This window comes from Streptomyces sp. NPDC091292, assembly GCF_044757265.1.
GTDB lineage: Bacteria > Actinomycetota > Actinomycetes > Streptomycetales > Streptomycetaceae > Streptomyces.
Window position 1 is genome coordinate 66,213 of the sequence record NZ_JBIVUQ010000002.1, and the last position, 22,243, is coordinate 88,455.

Here is a 22,243-nt window from a genome sequence, read left to right on the forward strand (position 1 = left end):
TCCGCGCGCCGATTGGGGAGGCACGGGAAGCTGTGTCGGACAACACGCGTTCTTCAGCAGGGGCAAGGGCGACGGCACCGGCGGCGGACTACTGGCGGGACCGGTTCGCCGCACCCGCCCCCGAGACATCCCTGCCCCTGGACTTCCCGTACCCACAACCCCGCCCCGCAGGGCCGGTGTCCCGTGCGCGGCGCGCGGAAGCGGCCGGCGTGATGGCCGACGAGGCCACCGCACTCGCCGCCTTCGTCGCCCTGCTGCACCGCTACGGCGGAGCGGCGGCGACCGAGGTCACGGTGGCCCACGCGGGGCTTCCGCTGCGCGTGTCCGTCCACGGCGACACCCCGTTCGCCGACCTGCGCGATCAGGTCGCGGCGGCGCGGGCGCAGGCCGAACCCCACCGCCTGCCCGTCGCCGAACTGCTGGGACTGCTCGCGCTCGAACCGTCCCGGGGCGGGGGGCTGCTGTGCGCCACCGGATTCGGCGACGCGCCCTGGGACGAGGGCGGCCCCCTGGCCCTGGCCCTGTCCCTGGCCGACGGCGAGATCAGGGCGGACCACCGGACCGACCTCTTCACCCCCGCCACCGTCGACCGGATCATCGGCCACTACCGCACCCTCCTCACCGATGCCCTCGCCCACCCGGACACACCGGTCGCCGACCTCCCACTCCTCGCGGACGCCGAGCGGCACCGCATCCTGGCCGACTGGAACGACACCGCGCACGACGTGCCCGCCCGCACCTGGCCGCGCATGTTCGCCGACCAGGTCGCCGCACGACCGCACGAGGTCGCCCTCGTCCACGAGGACGTCCGCCTCACCTACGCCGAACTCGACGCCCGCGCGAACCGGTTGGCGCACGCCCTGGTCGCCCGGGGCGCGGGACCCGAGAAGGTCGTCGCGCTCGCCGTGCCGCGCTCGGCCGACATGATCGTCGCCGAGGTCGCCGTCCTGAAGGCGGGCGCGGCCTATCTGCCCGTCGACACCGACTACCCGGCCGACCGCATCGCGTACATGCTCGCCGACGCCCGACCGGTCTGCCTCGTCACCACCGCGGAGTTCGCCCCCGATCTGCCGCCGGGCACCGATGTGCTCGTACTCGACGCCCCGGACACCGTCGCCGAACTCGCCGCGCACCCCGCCCACGACCCCTCGGCGGCGGCGGGCCTCACGGTCGCCCACGCCGCCTACGTGATCTACACCTCCGGCTCCACCGGCCGCCCCAAAGGCGTGGTCCTCTCGCACGCGGGCGTCGCCAAGCTGGTCGCCACGCAGCGCGAGCGCTTCGGGATCGGCCCGCACAGCCGGGTCCTGCAATTCGCCTCGCCCAGCTTCGACGTGGCGTTCTGGGACCTGTGCCTCGGCCTGCTCTCCGGCGGACGTCTCGTCGTCGTACCCGCCGACCGCCGGGTGCCGGGCCCGCCGCTCGCCGACTACGCCCACGAGCACGGCATCACCTTCATGATCCTGCCGCCCGCCCTGCTCGCCGCGCTGCCCGACGATGTGCGGCTGCCGCCGGAGGCGACGCTCCTCGCGGGCACCGAACGCGTCTCGCCGGAACTGGTCGGGCGGTACGCGCGCGGCCGGATGATGTTCAACGCGTACGGCCCGACCGAGGCCACGACCAACTCCACACTCGGCCGCTGCGATCCGGACACGCCGCCCGGCACCCTCGTGCCCATCGGCGTACCCGACCCCGGCACCCGCGCCTACGTCCTGGACGACCGGCTGCGGCCCGTCCCCGCCGGGGTCACCGGCGAGCTGTACCTCGGCGGCGCCGGACTCGCCCGCGGCTACCTCGGCCGCCCCGCCCTGACCGCCGAACGCTTTGTCGCCGCCCCCGCCGACCTCGCCACCGCACCCGGCGAACGGCTGTACCGTACCGGCGACCTCGTCCGCTGGAAGGCCGACGGGCGGCTCGAATTCCACGGCCGCGCCGACAACCAGGTCAAGATCCGCGGCTTCCGTATCGAACCCGGCGAGATCGAGTCCGTGCTGCGCTCCCACCCGGCCGTCGACCAGGCCGCGGTCGTCGTCCGCGAGGACCGCCCCGGAGAACGCCGCCTCGCCGCCTACGTCGTGCCCTCGCTCGACACCGACGAGGACGGGCGGGCGAGCGTCGAAGCCGGTGTCGCCGAGTGGAAGGACCTGCACGAACTCCTCTACTCCGCCGCCGGCGCCGAAGGTTTCGAGGAGAACTTCGCCGGCTGGAACAGCATGTACGACGGGCTGCCGCTTCCCCTCGCCGATCTGCGCGAGTGGCGCGAGGCGACCCTCGACCGCATCCGGGGACTGCGGCCCCGCCGCGTCCTGGAGATCGGCGTAGGCAGCGGACTGCTCCTGTCCCGGCTCGCCTCCGACTGCGAGGCGTACTGGGGCACCGACCTGTCCGAAGAAGCCGTACGGTCCCTGTCCGCCCAGGTGGCCGCCGTCCCCGGACTCGCCGACCGCGTCACGCTCCTGGCCAGGCCGGCCCACGACCTCGCCGGACTGCCCGACGGCTTCTTCGACACGGTCGTCGTCAACTCGGTCGTCCAGTACTTCCCGGGCGGCGACTACCTCACCGACGTGCTGCGCGGGGCCGCCGCGCTGCTCGCCCCCGGCGGTGCCGTCTTCGTCGGCGACGTACGCAACCTGCGGCTGCTGCGGACCCTGAGCGCGGCGGTGGAGACCGGGCGGCGGGTGCGCGACGGCGCGGACGACGGTGAGAAGGAGGCGCTGCGGGCAGCCGTGGACCGGGCCGTCGCCTGGGAGGGCGAACTCCTCGTCGACCCGGACTACTTCGCCGGACTCGACGGCTTCACCGCAGACCTCCGTATCAAGCGCGGCACGCACCACAACGAACTCACCCGCTACCGGTACGACGTGGTCCTGCGGCCGACCGTGGGCAGGCCCCGCGTAAAGGACCAGGTGCCCGAACATCCCTGGCCCGCGCTCGGATCGGTGCGGGCGCTGGACGCCCTGCTCACCGCCCGCCCCGGCCCGCTGCGCGTCACCGGCATTCCCAACGCCCGTCTCGCCGACGACCTGGCCGCGCTCGGCGCCCTGGACGACAGCAGCAGGCCGGCCGGCGGACCGTACGGCGTGGACCCCGAGTCGCTGTACGAGACCGCGGCGCGGCACGGCTACGAGGCGGCGGTCACCTGGGACGGGAGCGCCGACGACGGCAGCCTGGACGCCGTGTTCGCGCCCGGTGCCGCCCCTGTCCGGGACGGCCTCGCCGCCCCCTACCGGCCCGACGCCAACCGGCCGCTCACCAACCGTCCCGCGCCCTTCCGCAACGTCGCCGCGCTGATGACGGCCGTACGGGCGCACACCGCCGCGTACCTTCCCGACCACATGGTCCCGTCCGCGTTCGTCCCGCTGGACCGGCTGCCGGTGACGCCGAGCGGCAAACTGGACGACGCGGCGCTGCCCGTACCCGACCGGGCCCCACGCGGCGCCGGACGCGCCCCCGGCACGGCCCGCGAGCGGCTGCTGTGCGGGCTGTACGCACGCGCGCTCGACCTGCCGTCGGTGGGCGTGGACGACGACTTCTTCGCGCTCGGCGGTGACAGCATCGTCGCCGTCCAGCTCCTCGTCCTCGCCCGGCGGGCGGGCCTGGAGCTGACGCCTCGCCAGGTCTTCCGGCACCGTACGGTCGCCGAACTGGCCGCCGTCGCCCGCGCTGGGGGAGCCGACGCGGATTCCACCGACGGCCTCCCGTGGCGGACCTTGGGCCAGGACGAACTCGCCGCCCTGCAAGGGGAGTACCCCGTCACCGTCGAGGAGGCGCTGCCGCTCGGCCCGCTCCAGGAAGGGTTCTTCTTCCACGCGCTGGTGGACGGCGCCGAGCACGACGCGTACGTCGTCCAGCAGGTGATCGAGCTGACCGGACCGGTCGACGGTGAGCTGCTGCACGGTGCCGCGCAGCGGCTCCTCGACCGGCACGCCCCCCTGCGCGCCTGCTTCCGGCAGGGGCCCGACGGCCGGCCCGTCCAGCTCATCGCGTCCGGGCTGCGGCTGCCCTGGCGCGAGGTCGACCTCACCGCGCGGGGCGACCGCGCGGCCCGGCACGCCCTCGCCGCGTCCGTCGCCGCCGACGAACGCGCGCACCGCTTCGACCTCGCCCGGCCGCCGCTCGTGCGCTGCGCGCTGATCCGGTTCGGCGACGACGTGAGCCGACTGGTGCTGACGTTCCATCATATCGTCGCCGACGGCTGGTCCCTGCCGGTCCTGCACCGCGAACTGCTCGCCCTCTACGGCGAGAACCCGCCGCCCCTGCCCGAAGTCGCCCCCTACCGCTTCTATCTGCGCCGGATCGCACGGTCCGACCGCGAGGCCGCCCGCACCGCCTGGCGCACCGCACTCGCCGGGGTGGACGAGCCCACCCGTCTGGTGGAGGTGCCCGCATCCGCCGGACCCGTGGCGCCCGCACAGATCCGGGTCGAGCTGACCGAGCGCGTCACCGCCCGCCTCGCCGGGCGCGCCCGGGAGCGCGGGGTGACCCTCGGCACCCTCGTCCAGGGCGCCTGGGGCCTCGTACTCAGCCGGATGACGGGCCGTCAGGACATCGTGTTCGGCACCACCGTCTCCGGCCGGGACGCCGCCGTCGACGGCATCGAGTCGATGATCGGCCTCTTCATCAACACCCTGCCGACCCGGCTGCGCTGGGCGCCCGGCGACACCCTCGGCGCGCTCGTCGACCGGCTCCAGGAGGAGCAGAGCGCCCTCCTCGACCACCAGCACCTCGGCCTCGCGGAGATCCAGCGCGCCGCCGGGCACCCCCACGGCGGCGAACTCTTCGACACCCTGGTGGTGTTCGAGAACTACCCCGGCGGCGAGGGCGCCCCCGGCATCACCGACCCCACGGGCACGGTCGCCGTCACCGGACACGCCTTCCACGACGCCGTCCACTACCCCCTGGCCCTCGTCGTCAAGCCCGGCCGCCGGCTCGACCTGCGGCTGAAGCACCACGCCCGGCGCCTCGACGCCGACGCCGTACGCTCCCTCGCCGACCGGCTCACCCTCGCCCTGCATGCCCTGGCCGACGACCCCGCCGCCCGGGTCGCCGACCTCGACCTGCTCACCCCGGACGAACGCGCCGCCGCCCACCCGGCGGGGGAGTCCCGGCCGGTCCCGGCCACCACACTCGCCGCCGCGTTCGCCGCCCAGACCGCACGCACCCCCGGCGCCACCGCCGTCGTCTTCGACGGCACGACACGTACGACGCGTACGACGCTCACGTACGCCGAACTCGACGCGCGCGCCGAAGAGTTGGCGGTACAGCTACGGGCGCGCGGCGCTGGCCGGGAACGGTTCGTCGCCGTCGCCGTACCGCGCTCGGCCGAACTGATGGTCGCGCTCCTGGCCGTCCTGAAGTCGGGCGCCGCCTATCTGCCGCTCGACCTGGACTATCCGGCCGAACGGCTCACGTACATGCTGTCCGACTCGGGGGCGACCACGGTCGTCACGACGGCCACGGACGCGGGACGGCTGCCGGGGGTCGCGGGCCTCGACGTGCTCGCCGTGGACGCCTTGGACGCCTTGGACGCCGACGACGGGTACGCGGAGGGGGCGTACGCGAAGTCGGGTGAGGTCGCCCCCGGCCGCCGCTCGGAGGCCGCCCGCCCCGACGACCCCGCCTACCTCATCTACACCTCCGGCTCGACCGGCCGCCCCAAGGGCGTCGTCGTCACCCACCAGGCCGTCGTCAACCGGCTGGCCTGGATGCAGGGCGCCTACGGGCTCACGGCCGACGACCGCGTCCTCCAGAAGACGCCGTCGAGTTTCGACGTGAGCGTGTGGGAGTTCTACTGGGCGCTGTGCGAGGGCGCCGCCGTCGTGCTCGCCGCGCCGGACGGTCACCGCGACCCCGCCTACCTGGCCCGCCTCGTCCGCGCCGAGCACGTGACGACGATGCATTTCGTGCCGTCGATGCTGGCGGCGTTCCTCGCGTCCGACGAGGTCACCGCCGACCCCGCGTGGGCGGGCGGACTGCGCCGCGTGTTCAGCAGCGGCGAGGCGCTGCCCGGGTCGGCCGCCCGCCGCTGGCACGAGCTGACGGGTGTCCCGCTGCACAATCTGTACGGGCCCACCGAGGCCGCCGTCGACGTCACGTACCACGCCTTCGACGGCGCGGCCGACGACGTCACCGTGCCCATCGGGCGGCCCGTGTGGAACACCGGTCTGCGCGTGCTCGACTCCTGTCTGCGCCCGGTCCCCGACGGGGTGCCCGGCGAGCTGTATCTGACCGGCGTCCAACTGGCCCGCGGCTACCACGTGCGTCCCGCGCTCACCGCCGAACGCTTCGTCGCCGACCCGTACGCCACCGGGCCCGGCGCCCGCATGTACCGCACCGGCGACCTGGTGCGCCGCCGCCCCGACGGCACCCTCGACTACATCGGCCGCACCGACCGGCAGGTCAAGCTACGCGGCAACCGGATCGAACTCGGCGAGATCGAGGCCGAGTTGACCCGCCATCCGGCCGTGGCGCGGGGCGCCGTCACCATCCGGGACCAGCGTCTCGTCGCCTACGCGGTGCCGGTGGCCGGTGCCCTCGCCGACCCGGCGGCGCTGCGTGCCGCCCTCGCCGCAGCGCTGCCCGCGCCCCTGGTCCCGGAGGCGTACGTCGTCCTCGAAGACCTCCCGCTCACCCCCAGCGGCAAGCTCGACCAGTCCGCGCTGCCCGCCCCGGAGGCCGAGCGCACGGCCCGCCGGGAGCCCTCGGGGCCGCTGGAGCGGCGGCTCACCGAGATCTTCGCGGCCGTCCTGCGGATCGAGGACGCGGGCCCCGACGACGACTTCTTCCGGCTCGGCGGCGACAGCATCAGCTCCATCGGTGTCGCGGGCCGGGCGCGGGCGGCGGGCCTGGACCTGAGCCCGCGCGATGTGTTCACCCACCGGACGCCCGCCGCCCTGGCAGCGGCGGCAGGCACGGCGGCGGTCACCCCGGCCGCGGCTCCGGACCCGGCCTTCGCGCTCACCGCCGCCGAACACGCCCGCGTCCGTGCCGTGGCCGCCCCGGCGACGGTCGCCGACGTATGGCCGATGGCCCCCCTCCAGGAGGGCCTGTTCTTCCACTCGGCGTACGACGAGGGCGTCCTCGACGTCTACACCGTCCACGAGACCTTCGACTTCGCCACCCGCATCGACACCCCCCGGCTACGGGCCGCCGTCCGCACCCTCCTGGCCCGTAACCCCGGTCTGCGCGCGGGCTTCACCAGCGACGGCCTCGACCAGCCCGTTCAGTTCATCGCCGCGGACCCGGACATCCCGCTGGAGGAGGTCGACCTCTCCGGCCTTCCCGCCGCCGAACAGGACGTACGAGTAGGGGAGTTGACGGACGCCGAGCGCGACCGCCGCTTCGACCTCTCGGCGCCCCCGCTGTTCCGGCTGCTCCTGCTGCGCCTCGGCGCGGAGCGCGGCGACCGGCTCGTCATCGGCCGCCATCTGATCCTCTGGGACGGCTGGTCGGCGTGGCTGTTCCTGGACGAGCTGTTCGCGCTCTACGAGACCGGCGGCGACGCGACCTCGCTGCCCGCCCCCGGCAGCTACCGCGCCTATCTGACCTGGCTGGAGCAGCAGGACGACCAGGCCGCCACCGCCGCCTGGCGCACCGCCCTGGCCGGCCTCGAAGAGCCCACGCTGCTCGCCCCGGCCGCCACCGACAGCCTCGAACCGGTCATCCCCGACCAGCTCGACGTACGCCTGACGGCCGAACTCGGCGACCGGCTACGGGAATCGGGCCGCGCGCACGGCCTGACCCTGAACACCTTCCTCACCGCGGCCTGGGGACTGACCCTCGCCTCCGCCACCGGCCGCGCCGACGTCGTCTTCGGCACCACCGTCGCCGGCCGGCCCAGCGAGGTCCCGGACGTCGGGAACATCATCGGCCTGTTCCTCAACACCGTCCCCGCCCGTATCACCCTCGACCCCGCCGAACCGGTCATCGGCCTGCTCCGCCGCCTCCAGGGCGAACGGCTCGACCTCATGCCGTACGAGCATCTGAGCCTGGGGGTGCTCCAGGCCGAGACCGGACACCGCAAGCTGTTCGACACGCTGTTCGTGCTGCGCGACAGCGACACCGAACAGCGGCTGGACGACCTGCGCACCCGGCACGGCGCGACGGCCGTCGCGAACGTCGACGCCACCCACTACCCGGCCAACCTCGTCATCACCCCCGGCCACCGCATCACCGTCACCCTCACCCACCGCCCCGACCTCGTCCCGGCGGACCGCGCCCGCACCCTCCTCGACCGGTTCACGCTGCTGCTCGACCGTCTCACCGCCGACCTGGGCGCACCGGTCGGCTGCCTGGACCCGCTGCTGCCCGCCGAACACGCGGCGCTGCGCCGGGAGTGGGAGGCGAGCCGCGTCCCCGACCCCGAGGACACCATCGCCGACCTGCTCGCCGCCCAGGCAGGACGCACCCCGGACGCGCGCGCCCTGGTCTACGGCGACCGTTCCCTGACGTACGCCGAACTCGACGCGGCCGTCAACCGCATGGCCCGGCTCCTGATCGACCGGGGCGCGGGACCCGAGCGGGTCGTCGCCCTCGGGCTGCCGCGCACCCCGGACATGGTCGTCGCCCTCTTCGCGGTGCTGCGTACGGGCGCCGCGTACCTGCCGCTGGAGCTGGACCACCCGGCCGACCGTCTGTCGCTGATGCTGGCCGACGCCCGGCCGCTGCTGCTGCTCACCACCACCGCCGTATCGGCCACCCTGGACACCACCCCGGACGGCGACATGCGGCGCGTCCTCCTCGACGACCCCGGCACCCGGCGGGAGCTGGCCGAGCGGCCGGACGGCCCGGTGCACCGCCGCTTCAGCCTCGAACACCCCGCGTACGTCATCTACACCTCCGGCTCCACCGGCCGCCCCAAGGGTGTCGTCACGCCGTACCGGGGTCTGACGAACATGCAGCTCAACCACCAGAAGGAGATCTTCGCCCCGGCGATCGCCGCCGCCGGCGGGCGGCGGCTGCGCATCGCGCACACCGTGTCCTTCGCCTTCGACATGTCGTGGGAGGAGCTGCTGTGGCTGGTCGAGGGGCACGAAGTGCACGTGTGCGACGAGGAGTTGCGGCGTGACGCCGATGCCCTGGTCGCGTACTGCGAACGCCACCGCGTCGACGTCGTCAACGTCACCCCCACCTACGCCCGGCTGCTCATCGAACAGGGCCTGCTGGAGGGCCACGTACCGCCGTTGGTGCTGCTGGGCGGCGAGGCGGTCCCGGAGACTGTGTGGGCGGCGCTGCGCGACACCGAGGGGACGTACGGGTACAACCTGTACGGGCCGACCGAGTACACCATCAACACCCTCGGCGGCGGCACCCACGACAGCGACACACCGACCGTCGGCCGGCCGATCCGGGGCACCCGCGCCCACCTCCTCGACACCTGGCTGCGCCCCGTGCCCGACGGCGTGCCCGGCGAGCTGTACATCGCCGGCATCGGCCTGGCCCGCGGCTACCTCGACCGGCGGTCGCTGACCGCCGAACGCTTCGTCGCCGACCCGTTCGGCGCGCCCGGCGAGCGCATGTACCGCACGGGCGACCTGGTGCGCCGGGGCCCCGGCGGCCTGCTCGACTTCCTCGGCCGCACCGACGACCAGGTCAAGATCCGCGGCTACCGCGTCGAACCCGGCGAGATCGAGACCGCCCTCAGCCGCCACCCGCTGGTCTCCCAGGCGGCCGTGGTCGTCCGCGACGAACGCCTCGTCGGCTACGTCGTGCCGTCCGGCGCCGACCCGGCGGAGCGGTCCGCCGCCGAAGCCGCCCAGGTCGGCGAATGGCAGGAGATCTACTCCGACGAGTACGAGGAGATCGGCACCGCCGTCTTCACCGAGCGCTACGACGGCTGGGACAGCTCCTACGACGGCCGGCCCATCCCGTTCGAGGAGATGCACGAGTGGCGCGAGGCCACCCTCGCCCGCATCGCCGCGCTCCGCCCCCGCCGCATCCTCGAAATCGGCGTCGGCTCCGGGCTGTTGCTGTCCCGGCTCGCCCCGGACGCCGACGCGTACTGGGCGACCGACTTCGCCGCGCCCGTCATCCGGAAGATCGGCGAGGAGTTGCGGGACCGGGACCCCGCGCTGGCCGCGAAGGTCGAGCTGCGCTGCCGCCCCGCCGAGGATCTGAGCGGCCTGCCCACCGGCTACTTCGACACGATCGTCATCAACTCCGTCATCCAGTACTTCCCGAGCGTCGACCACCTCACCGCCGTCCTGCGCGGCGCCCTGGACCTGCTTGCACCGGGCGGCGCCCTGTTCGTCGGCGACGTACGCAATCTGCGGCTCGCCCGCACCTTCCACACCGAGATCCAGCGCGCCCGGGGCACGACCGGCGCCGACCTGGACCGGGCGGTCGAGCGCGGTCTGCGCCTGGAGAAGGAACTCCTGGTCGACCCGGACTACTTCACCACCCTCGGTCACGGAGTCGACCTGCGCACCAAGCGCGGCCGGCACCACAACGAGCTGACCCGGCACCGCTACGACGTCGTCCTCTACGCCGACGAGCCGGACATCCGGCTGGACGACGCGCCCGCCGTCGACTGGACCTCCGCCGACGCCCTCACCGCACTCCTGCGCGGCGACCGACCCGCGACCCTGCGCGTCACCCGCGTACCCGACGGCCGGACAGCCGAGACGGGCGTCGACCCGGAGGACCTGCACGACCTGGGCGCGGCGGCCGGATACCGGACGCTGACCACCTGGGCGGAGGAGGCCGGGACGTACGACGCGGTGTTCCTCAACACCGACTCCGGGGGCGAACCGCGCCTCACCGGCGGCCTGTTCCGTCCCGGCGGCGGTACCCCGCCCTACGCGGGCGACCCCACGGCGGCGCGTGAGGCGAGTGCCCTGGTGCGGCGGCTGCGCGAGGACCTGGGCCGCGAACTGCCCGCGTACATGGTTCCCGCCGCCTTCGTCACCGTCGACGGCCTGCCGATGAACGCCAACGGCAAGCTCGACGTGCGCGCGCTGCCCGACGCCGAACCCGCCGTCGCCCTCGGCGGCGGACGCGGCCCCCGCACCGCCCGCGAGGAGGTGCTGTGCCGGCTGTTCGCGGAGGTGCTGGGGCTGCCCGAGGTCGGCGCCGACGACCACTTCTTCGACCTCGGCGGGCACTCGCTGCTCGCCACCCGCCTGGTCAGCCGGGCCCGCACCGAACTGGGCGCCGAACTCGCCATCCGCGACCTGTTCGAGGCGCCCAGCCCCGCACTGCTCGCCGGACGCGCCGACACGGCCGACCCGGCCCGCCCGCCGGTCACCGCCGTCGCCGACCGGCCCGCCCGCATCCCGCTGTCGGCGGCCCAGCGACGGCTTCTGCTGGTCGAGCAGATCACCGGGAGCGGCATCGCGTACCACTTCCCGCTCGTCTTCCGGCTGCGCGGGAGCCTCGACACCGAGGCGCTGCGCGCCGCCCTGCGGGACGTCGCCGGGCGGCACGAGGCGCTGCGCACGGTGTTCCCGGCGCACGACGGCGAGCCGTACCAGCGGATCGTCCCGGCCGCCGAAGCGGTCCCCGCCCTGACGGTGGCCGACTGCGCGGAGGACGCGCTGCCCGCGCTGATCACGGCGGCCCAGCGCCGCCCCTTCGACCTCACCGCCGAACTCCCGCTGCGCTGCGAGGTGTTCCGGCTCGGCCCCGACGACCATGTGGTGGCGCTCGTCCTGCACCACATCACCACCGACGAATGGTCCGACCGGCCCTTCCTCGCCGACCTCACCACCGCCTACGCGGCCCGCAGCGAGGGGCGGGCGCCCGCGTGGACACCGCCGGCGGTGGCGTACGCCGACTACACCCTCTGGCAGAACGACTTGCTGGCCAGGACCGGCGAGACGCAGCTCGCCCACTGGGCGGACGCCCTGCACGGTCTGCCCGACGAGCTGGCCCTGCCCGCCGACCGCCCGCGCCCGGCCGAGCCCACCGGGCGCGGCGGCAAGGTCCGCCTGGAGCTGCCCGCCGCCACCGGCCACACCCTGCGCGACCTCACGGGCGCCACCGGGACCAGCATGTTCATGCTGTTCCAGGCGGCCACCGCCGCGCTGCTGCACCGGCTCGGCGCGGGCGACGACATCCCGCTCGGCGCGCCCGTCGCAGGACGCACCGACGACGCGCTCACCGATCTGGTGGGCTTCTTCGTGAACACCCTGGTGCTGCGCACCGACCTGTCCGGAGATGACGAGCTGACGTTCCGTCAACTGCTCGGCCGAGTCCGGGAGTCGTCACTTGCGGCCTTCGCGTACCAGGATCTGCCCTTCGACCGGGTCGTGGAGGCCCTGAACCCGCCCCGGGTCGCCGGCCGCAACCCGCTTTTCCAGGTCATGATCGGCTACCACCACCGCCCCGACGGCGACCCGGACATGTTCGGTCTGCCCACCGAGTGGCGCGACATGGACACCGGCATGGCCAAGTTCGACCTCCACTTCACCTTCGTCGACGAGACCGGCCGCGACCGAGTCGTCCTGCTCCTGGAGTACGCCACCGACCTCTTCGACCACGGAACGGCCGCACGGCTCGCCGGCCGCATGGTGCGGCTGCTGGAACGCGCCGCCGCCGCACCGGACCGCCCCGTACGGGACATCGACCTCCTGGCGGACGCCGAACGCGCCAGGCTGCTGGGGGAGTGGAACGCCACCGGACACCCCGTCCCGCGCACCACCCTGCCGGAACTCTTCCGCGCCCAGGCGGCCCGCACCCCCGACGCCACGGCACTCGTCTTCGAGGGCCGCCGCCTCACGTACGCGGAGCTGGACGCCCGCGTGGAGCGGACCGCGCGGGTGCTGGCCGGGCTCGGCGCGGGCCCTGAGCGGACCGTGGCGGTCGCACTCCCGCGCTCGCCCGACCTCGTCGTCGCCCTGCTCGCCGTCCACCGCGCCGGAGCCGCCTACCTGCCGCTCGACCCCGACCACCCCGAGGAACGCCTCGCGCTCATGGTCGAGGACGCCGACCCGGTGTACGTCGTCCGCGACACACTGCCGACCGGCCCTGAGGGCGACCTGCCCCTCTCCTACGACCCGGCGCATCCCGCGTACGTCATCTACACGTCCGGCTCCACCGGTCGGCCCAAGGGTGTGGTGGTGCCGCACGAGGGCATCGTCAACCGGTTGCTGTGGATGCAGGACATGTATCGGCTCGATGCCTCGGACCGGGTGGTGCAGAAGACTCCGGCCGGGTTCGACGTGTCGGTGTGGGAGTTCTTCTGGCCGCTGATCACCGGCGCCGCACTGGTCGTCGCCCGGCCCGACGGCCACCGCGACCCCGCCTATCTGGCCCGCCTGATCCGCGAACAGGGCGTCACCACCGTCCACTTCGTGCCCTCCATGCTGCAACTCTTCCTGGAGGAACCCTCGGCGGCGGACTGCACCGGTCTGCGCCGGGTGATGTGCAGCGGCGAGGCGCTGCCCGTCGCCCTCACCCACCGGTTCCACGACCTGCTGGCCTGCGCACTGCACAACCTCTACGGGCCGACCGAGGCGTCGGTCGACGTGACCGCCGCCGAGATCGGACCCGACGCGACGAGCATCCCGATCGGCCGACCGGTGTGGAACACCCGCACCCATGTACTCGACGCCGCACTGCGCCCCGTACCGCCCGGCGTCCCCGGCGAGCTGTATCTGTCGGGCGTGCAGTTGGCGCGCGGCTACCTGGACCGCCCGGGGCTGACAGCCGAGCGGTTCGTAGCGGACCCGTTCGGGGAGCCGGGCACCCGCATGTACCGCACGGGCGACCTGGCACGGTGGACGGCCGACGGCGCGATCGAGTACCTGGGCCGCACCGACGACCAGGTGAAGGTGCGCGGCTTCCGCGTCGAACCCGGCGAGATCGAGGCCGCCCTCACCCGGCATCCGGCCGTCGCGCACGCTGTCGTCGTCGCCCGGGACCAGCGGTTGGTGGCGTACGTGGTCCCGGTCCCGGTCGCGGGCCCCGTCGCGGACGCCGGACCGGTGGACGTGGCGGCGCTGCGCGCCCACGCCGCCGCCACGCTCCCCGCGCACATGGTCCCCGGGGCCTTTGTCCCGCTCGGCGCCCTGCCGCTCACCCCGAACGGCAAGCTCGACCGGGCGGCCCTGCCGGCCCCCGACTTCACGGCCGCCCTGGCGGACGGCACCTCAGCTCACGGTCCCCACCGTCCGCGTGGTCCGCGTGGTCCGCGTGCGGAGATCGTCGCCGGGCTCTTCGGAGACGTCCTCGGCCTCGAACAGGTCGGCGCCGACGACGACTTCTTCACCCTCGGCGGCCACTCCCTGCTCGCCATGCGCCTGGTCAGCCGCGTTCGTACCGCGCTCGGCGCCGACCTGACCGTCCGCAGCGTCTTCGACGCACCCACACCCGCGCTCCTCGCGGCCCGGCTCGACGACCGGGCCGGCGGGCTGCCCGCCCTCGTCCCCGGCGAGCGGCCCGACGAACTCCCCCTGTCCTCCGCCCAGCGGCGCCTGTGGCTGCTCCACCGCATCGAGGGGCCGCGCGCCACGTACACCGTCCCGGCCGCCTGGCGGCTGACCGGCGCGCTCGGCCGGGACGCGCTGGCCGCCGCGCTGCACGACGTGGTCGTACGGCACGAAAGCCTGCGGACGGTCTTCCCCGAGCGGGACGGCCGCCCCCGCCAGGTCGTGCTGGACCCTGCTTCGGTGCCCCTCCACCACACCCGGACCACCGAGACCGAACTGCCCGCCCGGCTCGCGGAGGCCGCCGGTCAAGGGTTCGCCATCGACCGCGAACTCCCGCTGCGCGCCCATGTGTTCGAGGTCGGCGCGGAGGACTCCGTCGGCGAGGAGGAGTCGGTCCGCGAGGGTGAGTCCGTCCTGCTGCTCGTCCTGCACCACATCGCCACGGACGAGTGGTCCGACGGCCCCCTGTGGCGGGACCTCGCCACCGCCTACGAGGCCCGCCGCGCGGGACACCCGCCCGCGTGGACACCGCTGCCCGTGCAGTACGCCGACTACGCCCTCTGGCACCGTGAGGCGCTGGGCGACGCCAACGCGCCGGACAGCCGCCAGGCACACCAACTCGCGTACTGGAAGGGCGTGTTGGCTGGACTGCCGGACGAACTGGCGCTCCCCGTCGACCGGCCCCGGCCGCTGGAGGGCAGCCACCGTGGCGGCGCCGTCGGGCTGACGCTCGACGCCGGACGGACCCGCGCCCTGCGCGCACTGGCCCGCCGCCACGGCGTCAGTATGTTCATGGTCGCCCAGGCCGCCGTCGCCGCGCTGCTGCACCGGCTCGGCGCAGGGGACGACATCCCGCTCGGCGCACCCGTCTCCGGGCGGGCCGACGAACACCTTGAGGACCTGGTCGGCTTCTTCGTCAACACCCTCGTCCTGCGCACCGACCTGTCCGGCGACCCCACGTTCGCCGATCTGCTCGCCCGCGTCCGCGCGACCGACCTCGCCGCCTACGAGCACCAGGACCTGCCCTTCGAAAGCCTGGTGGAAGCCCTCAACCCGGTCCGCTCGCTGGCCCGGCACCCGCTGTTCCAGGTGATGGTCGTGCACCTCGACTCCGCCGGCGCCACGCCCGCGCTGCCAGGGCTGACCGCCCGCCGCGAACCGCTCGGGCAGCGGGACGCCAAGTTCGACCTCGGCTTCGACTTCGTGGAGCAGGGCGCGGACGGCATGCGCTGCTGGATCGAGTACAGCGCCGACCTCTTCGACGAGACGACCGCCGAACGCCTCGCCCGGCGCCTGGACGCGCTCCTCGAACAGGTCGTCGCCGACCCCCACCGACGCGTCGCCGGGCTCGACGTCCTGAGCGACGACGAACGCGCCCTCGTCCTCACCGACTGGAACGACACCGCACGGACCGTCCCCGGCACCACCGTGCCCGAACTGTTCCGCGCCCAGGCCGCCCGCACCCCGGAGGCCACGGCGGTCGTCTTCGGTGACAACACGCTCACCTACGCCGCACTCGACCTGCGGGTGGAGCGGCTCGCCCACACCCTCGCCGCGCACGGCGCACGGGCCGAGACCACGGTCGCCGTCGCCCTGCCCCGCTCCACCGCCCTCGTGGTCACCCTGCTCGCCGTCCACCGCGCGGGCGCCGCCTATCTGCCGCTCGACACCGGTTACCCGGCCGACCGGCTCGCCCACACGCTCACCGACGCCCACCCGGTCTGCGTGGTCACCGCCGACGGCGTCGACCTCCCGGCCACCGACGTGCCCCGCATCACCGTCGACCCCGAAGGCGCACCCGACAGCACTCCTGGCGGTGACCAGTGGGTCCCCTTGCCGACGTCGTACGAACCCCTCCACCCCGCGTACGTCATCTACACCTCGGGCTCCACCGGCCGCCCGAAGGGTGTGGTGGTGCCGCACGAGGGCATCGCCAACCGGTTGTTGTGGATGCAGGACACCTATCAACTCGACGCTTCCGACCGGGTGTTGCAGAAGACTCCGGCCGGGTTCGACGTATCGGTGTGGGAGTTCTTCTGGCCGCTGATCACCGGCGCCACCCTCGTCGTCGCGCCGCCCGACGCGCACAAGGACCCCGCCCGCCTGGCCGCGCTAATCGAGGACCGGCGGGTCACCACCGCCCACTTCGTGCCGTCCATGCTGAGCGCCTTCCTCGACGAACCCGCCGCCGCCCGGCTCACCGGCCTGCGTCAGGTGATGTGCAGCGGCGAGGCACTGTCCGCGCCGCTGGCCGCCCGCTTCCACCGGGTACTCCCGGGCCGCCGCCTGCACAACCTGTACGGACCCACCGAGGCGTCCGTCGACGTCACCACCCACGAGGTCCCCGCCGACCCGGCGGGCGTCCCCATCGGCCGCCCGGTGTGGAACACCCGCACCCTCGTCCTCGACGCCTCGCTGTGTCCGGTGCCGCCGGGCGTGGCCGGCGAACTGTATCTGTCGGGCGTCCAGTTGGCGCGCGGCTACCTGGACCGCCCGGGGCTGACCGCCGAACGGTTCGTCGCCGACCCGTACGGGGCGCCGGGCACCCGCATGTACCGCACCGGAGACCTCGCCCGCTGGAACCGGGACGGCGCTCTGGAGTACCTCGGGCGCACCGACGACCAGGTCAAGCTGCGCGGCTTCCGGATCGAACTCGGCGAGATCGAGACGGTACTCGCCGCCCACGGCAGCGTCGCGCATGCCACCGTCCTCATACGGGACGAGCGGCTGGTCGCCTATGTCGTGCCCGGCGACGGCCCGGCCGCGGACTCCGCCGCACTGCGGTCCCATTCCGCGCGCTCGCTCCCCGACCACATGGTCCCCGCCGCCGTGGTCACCCTCGACGCGCTCCCACTCACCGACCACGGCAAACTCGACCGCCGGGCGCTGCCCGCGCCGGACTTCGCCGCCGAGGTGTCCGGCACCCGGCCGCGCACCCCGCTGGAGGAGACCCTGTGCGGGTTTGTCGCGGACGTACTCGGGCTCGAACGGGTCGGTGTCGAGGACGACTTCTTCTCGCTCGGCGGGGACAGCATCGTCGCCATGCGGCTGGTCGCCCGGGCGCGTGCGGCCGGGCTCGTGTTCAGCCCGCGTGACGTGTTCCGGCACAAGTCGCCCGCCGGGCTCGCCACCGTGACCACGACCACCGGCAGCGGCGGGCGGCCGGGCGGCGGCACCCTGCTGCCCGACCTCACCGACGACGAGCGCGCCGAACTAGCCGGTCTGCCCGCCGGTACGGACGTCCTGCCCGTCTCACCGCTCCAGGCCGGACTGCTCTTCCACGCCGCACTCGACTCCGGCGACGAAGGCCCGGACGTCTACACCGTCCAGGTCACCTACGACCTCGAAGGGCCCGTGGACGCCGACCGGCTGCGCGCCGCCGGACAGGCCGTGCTCGACGCTCACGAGAACCTGCGCAGCGGCTTCCGGCATCTGACGTCAGGGCGTCCCGTCGCCGTCGTACCGCGTACGGCCGCCCTGCCGTGGCGGCACCTCGACCTCACCGGCCGGGACGGCGACCCCGGTGCGTGGCCCCGGCTGCTCGGACAGGAGCGGCGCCGCTTCGACCTCGAACGCCCGCCCTTGCTACGCCTGTTGCTGGCCCGGCTCGGCCCCGACCGGCACCGCCTCGTACTGTCCCACCAGCACCTCCTGCTCGACGGCTGGTCGCTCCCGCTGCTCACCGCCGAACTGTGGGCGCGCTACGAAGGCCGGGCCCCGGCCGCGCCCGCCCCCTACCGTGAGCACCTGCGGCTCCTCGCCGCCCAGGACCCCGGCACCTCCGTCACCGCGTGGACCCGGGCCCTGGCCGGGCTCGCCGAGCCCACCCGGCTCGCACCCGCCGACCCCGACCGGGCCGCCGCCGTCCCGCACACCCACACCGTGGACCTCGACACCGGACGCACCGCCGCTCTTGAGGCGTTCGCCCGGCGCCGGGGCGTCACCCTCAACACCCTCGTCCAGGCCGCCTGGGGCGTGCTGCTCGGCCGGCTCACGGGCCGCGACGACGTCGTGTTCGGCGCCACCGTCGCCGGACGCTCACCGGATCTGCCCGGTTCCGACGCGATGATCGGCCTGTTCATCAACACCGTGCCGGTACGGGTGCGGATCGATCCGAGGGAGACCACGGCAACCCTCCTCGACCGGCTCCAGGACGAGCAGTCCGCGCTCATCGCCCACCAGCACCTCGGCCTCGCCGACATCCAGCGCGCCGCCGGACTCGGCGAACTCTTCGACACCCTCGTCGTCTTCGAGTCGTATCCGGTGCCTGACGACATCACCGAGGACAGCAACTCTGAGATCGGCGCCGCGCCCCGCACGACCGTGCTCGACCACGAGGACTCCACCCACTACCCGCTCGCCTGGGCGGTCGAGCCCGCCGAACGGCTGCGGCTGACCGCCGAGTTCCGCCCCGACCTGTTCGACGCGGCCACCGTCCGCCGCATCACGGACGCCCTGACCACCGTCCTCACCGGCATGGCGGCCGACCCCCACCGCCCGGTCGGGCGCCTCGACCTGCTCGGCCCCGCCGACCGGCACAGGGTCCTGGAGGACTGGAACGACACCGGGCTCAGGGAGGCAACGGCAGCGGAGACCCCGCTCACGGACCTCGCGCCCGGCGAGACCCGGCGCCCCGGCACCGTCCCCGCCCTCTTCGCCGCCCAGGCCGCCGCCGCACCCCACGCGGTCGCCGTCACCGACGGCCGTACCACCTGGACGTTCGCCGAACTCCATGCCCGTACTGACCGGTTGGCCCGGATCCTCGCCGGGCACGGCGCCCGGCCCGAGCGGATCGTGGCCCTCGCCCTGCCCCGCTGCGCCGACCACATCGCCGCGATCCTCGCCGTGATGAAGGCGGGCGCCGCCTATCTGCCCCTCGACACCGACCTGCCCCCGGCCCGCCTCGCCGACATGCTGGACGACGCACGCCCCGCCCTGATCCTGGCCACGGCCGACACCGCGCACGCGCTGCCCGCCACGGACGTCCCCGTCCTGCGCCTGGACACCTTGACCGACGCACCGTCGACCCAAGGGCTCCCGGAATCCGACCCCACACCCCCCGCCCCCGACCACCCCGCCTACGTCATCTACACCTCAGGCTCCACCGGCCGCCCCAAGGGCGTCGTCGTCAGCCAGCGCGGTCTCGCCCACCTCTTCCACAGCCACCGCCACGACCTGCACGAACCCGCGCGGCGCCGCACCGGGCGGCGGCATCTGCGCGTCGGGCACGCGTGGTCGTTCTCGTTCGACGCCTCCTGGCAGCCGCAGTTGTGGCTCCTGGACGGGCACGCCCTGCACATCGCCGACGAGGAGACGCGCCGCGACCCCGAACTCCTGGCCGCCTTCCTGCGCGAGGAGCGCATCGACTTCGTGGAGGTCACCCCGTCCCTCCTCACGCAGCTCGCGGACAGCGGCCTGATCACACCCGAGGGCGACTGCCCGCTGGCGGTGGTCGGATTCGGCGGCGAGGCCGTCCCCGAGCCGCTGTGGACCCGCCTGGCCGCGCTGCCGCACACCGAGGCGTTCAATCTGTACGGCCCCACCGAGGCCACCGTGGACGCGCTGGTCGGCCGGGTACGCGACAGCGCGCGCCCCGTCGTCGGACGTCCGGTCCACGGTTCCCGCGCCTACGTCCTGGACAGCGCCCTGCGCCCGGTCCCGCCCGGTGTCACCGGCGAGCTGTACCTCTCGGGTCCCGGCCTTGCCCGTGGCTACCTCGGCCGCCCCGCACTCACCGCCGAACGCTTCTCCGCCGATCCGTTCGGGGCGCCGGGCGCGCGCATGTACCGCACCGGCGACCTGGCCCGCTGGACCGAGGACGGCCTCCTGGAGTTCGCCGGGCGCTCCGACGACCAGGTCAAGATCCGCGGCTACCGGGTCGAACTCGCCGAGATCGAGGCCGCGTTGACCACCCACCCGGCCGTCGCCCGCACCGTCGTCGTGGCCCGCGAACCCCGGCCGGGCGTACGGCAACTGATCGCGTACGCGGTCACGCAAGGTCAGGGTACGGACGGCGCCGCCCTGCGCGCCCACGCAGCCGCCGCGCTGCCCGACTACATGGTCCCGGCCGCCGTGGTCGTCCTGGACCGGCTGCCGCTGATGTCCAACGGCAAGCTCGACCGGACCGCCCTGCCCGCCCCGGACTTCGCCGCGGCGGGTGGCGGCCGGGCGCCACGCAACGACACCGAGCGCACCCTGCGCGACCTGTTCGCCGACGCCCTGGGACTGCCCGCCGACGCGGTCGGTACGGACGACGACTTCTTCTCCTTCGGCGGCGACAGCATCATCGCCATGCAACTCGTCGCCCGCGCCCGCTCCGGCGGCCTCCGGGTCACGCCACGCCAGGTGTTCCAGCACCGCACCGCCGCCGCCCTGGCCGCCGTCGCCGTCCCGCTCGGCTCCGGCGAACGGCACGCCGTCCACGACGACGGCACCGGAACCGTCCCGCTCACCCCGATCATGCGCGCCCTGCTCGCACGCGGCGGCCCCATCGCCGCCTACCACCAGGCGGCCCTCATCCGCACCCCGGCCGACCTGACCGAGCCCGGCCTGCTCGCCGTACTCAAGGCGCTCGCCGCACGGCACGACATGCTCCGCGCCCGCCTCGTCCGCGTACCGGAGCCGGCTCTACGGGTGCCACCGGCGCGGGACTCCGACGTCAGCGCCTGGCTCACCCGTGCCGATGTGCGGGGCGCGGACGAGGACGCGCTGCGGGCTGCCGTCTCCCGGCACGCCGAGGCGACCCGGGCGAAGCTCGACCCCGACGCCGGGGCGATGGTCCGGGCGGTCTGGTTCGACGCCGGGCCGGGACACCCCGGGCGGCTGCTGATCCTCGTCCACCATCTCGTGATCGACGGCGTGTCCTGGCGCGTCCTGCTGCCCGACCTGGCCGCCGCCTGGGCGGATGTGCGGGACGGCCGTACGCCCGAACTCCCGCCCGCGGAGCTGTCGTTCGCCCGCTGGTCACGTCTTCTCGCCACCCGCGCCACTGATCCCGCGGCCGAGGACGAGCTGCCGTGGTGGACCTCATCGCTCGCCGAGGGCGCGGACCTGCCCCTGCCTCGGCCCCTCGACCCGGCCCGGGACACGGTCGCCACCACCCGGTACCTCTCCCTGACCCTGCCCGCCGACCTCACCGCACCGCTGCTCGGCCGCGCCCCGGCCGCCTTCGGCGCCACCGTCAACGACGTCCTGCTCACCGCGTTCGCCCTCGCCGTCGGCGACTGGAGGACACGGACGTTCGGCGCGGAAGGCCCCGGCGGTGGGCCGGTCCTGGTCGACCTGGAGGGGCACGGCCGCGAGGAGGAGTGCGCGGGCGGAGCGGACCTGTCGCGTACCGTCGGCTGGTTCACGAGCGTCGTCCCCGTCCGGCTCGACCCGGGCGCCACCGACCCGGCGGACGCCCTCGCGGGCGGCCCCGCGCTGGACACCGCCCTGGCCCGGATCCGCGACCACCTCACCGCGCTGCCCACGGCGGGCATCGGCCACGGCCTGCTGCGCCACCTCAACCCCGGCACAGGCCCGCGCCTCGCCGGGCTCACCGAGCCGCAGATCGAGTTCAACTACATGGGCCGCTTCGACCGCCCCGAGGCCGCCGACTGGTCCTACGCCGCCGAGGAGGACGCCGCCGACCTCGACGCCGACCCCGGCATGCCGATGTCCCACGCCCTGACCCTCAACGCCCTCACCGAGGACCGCCCCGGGGGCCCGGAACTCAGCGCCCACTGGGCCTACGCCGCCGAACTCCTCACCGAGGACGCGGTACGGGACCTCGCGCGGACCTGGTTCCGGGCGCTGGAAGCGGTGGTCCGACGGGCCGCCACCCTGAACCGACCCGACAGCAAGCGTCCCGACAGCGACCGTCCCTGACCGAC

At 74.4% G+C, this 22,243-nt stretch carries 1 protein-coding gene; it reads left to right on the forward strand.

What is annotated here, in order from left to right; all coding sequences use genetic code 11:
- Window positions 1–32 precede the first annotated feature (32 nt).
- Entirely contained in the window at window positions 33–22,238 is a 22,206-nt protein-coding gene (locus ACIQNU_RS08510) for a non-ribosomal peptide synthase/polyketide synthase (RefSeq protein ID WP_401362772.1), read from the forward strand.
- The last annotated feature ends 5 nt before the right edge of the window (window positions 22,239–22,243 follow it).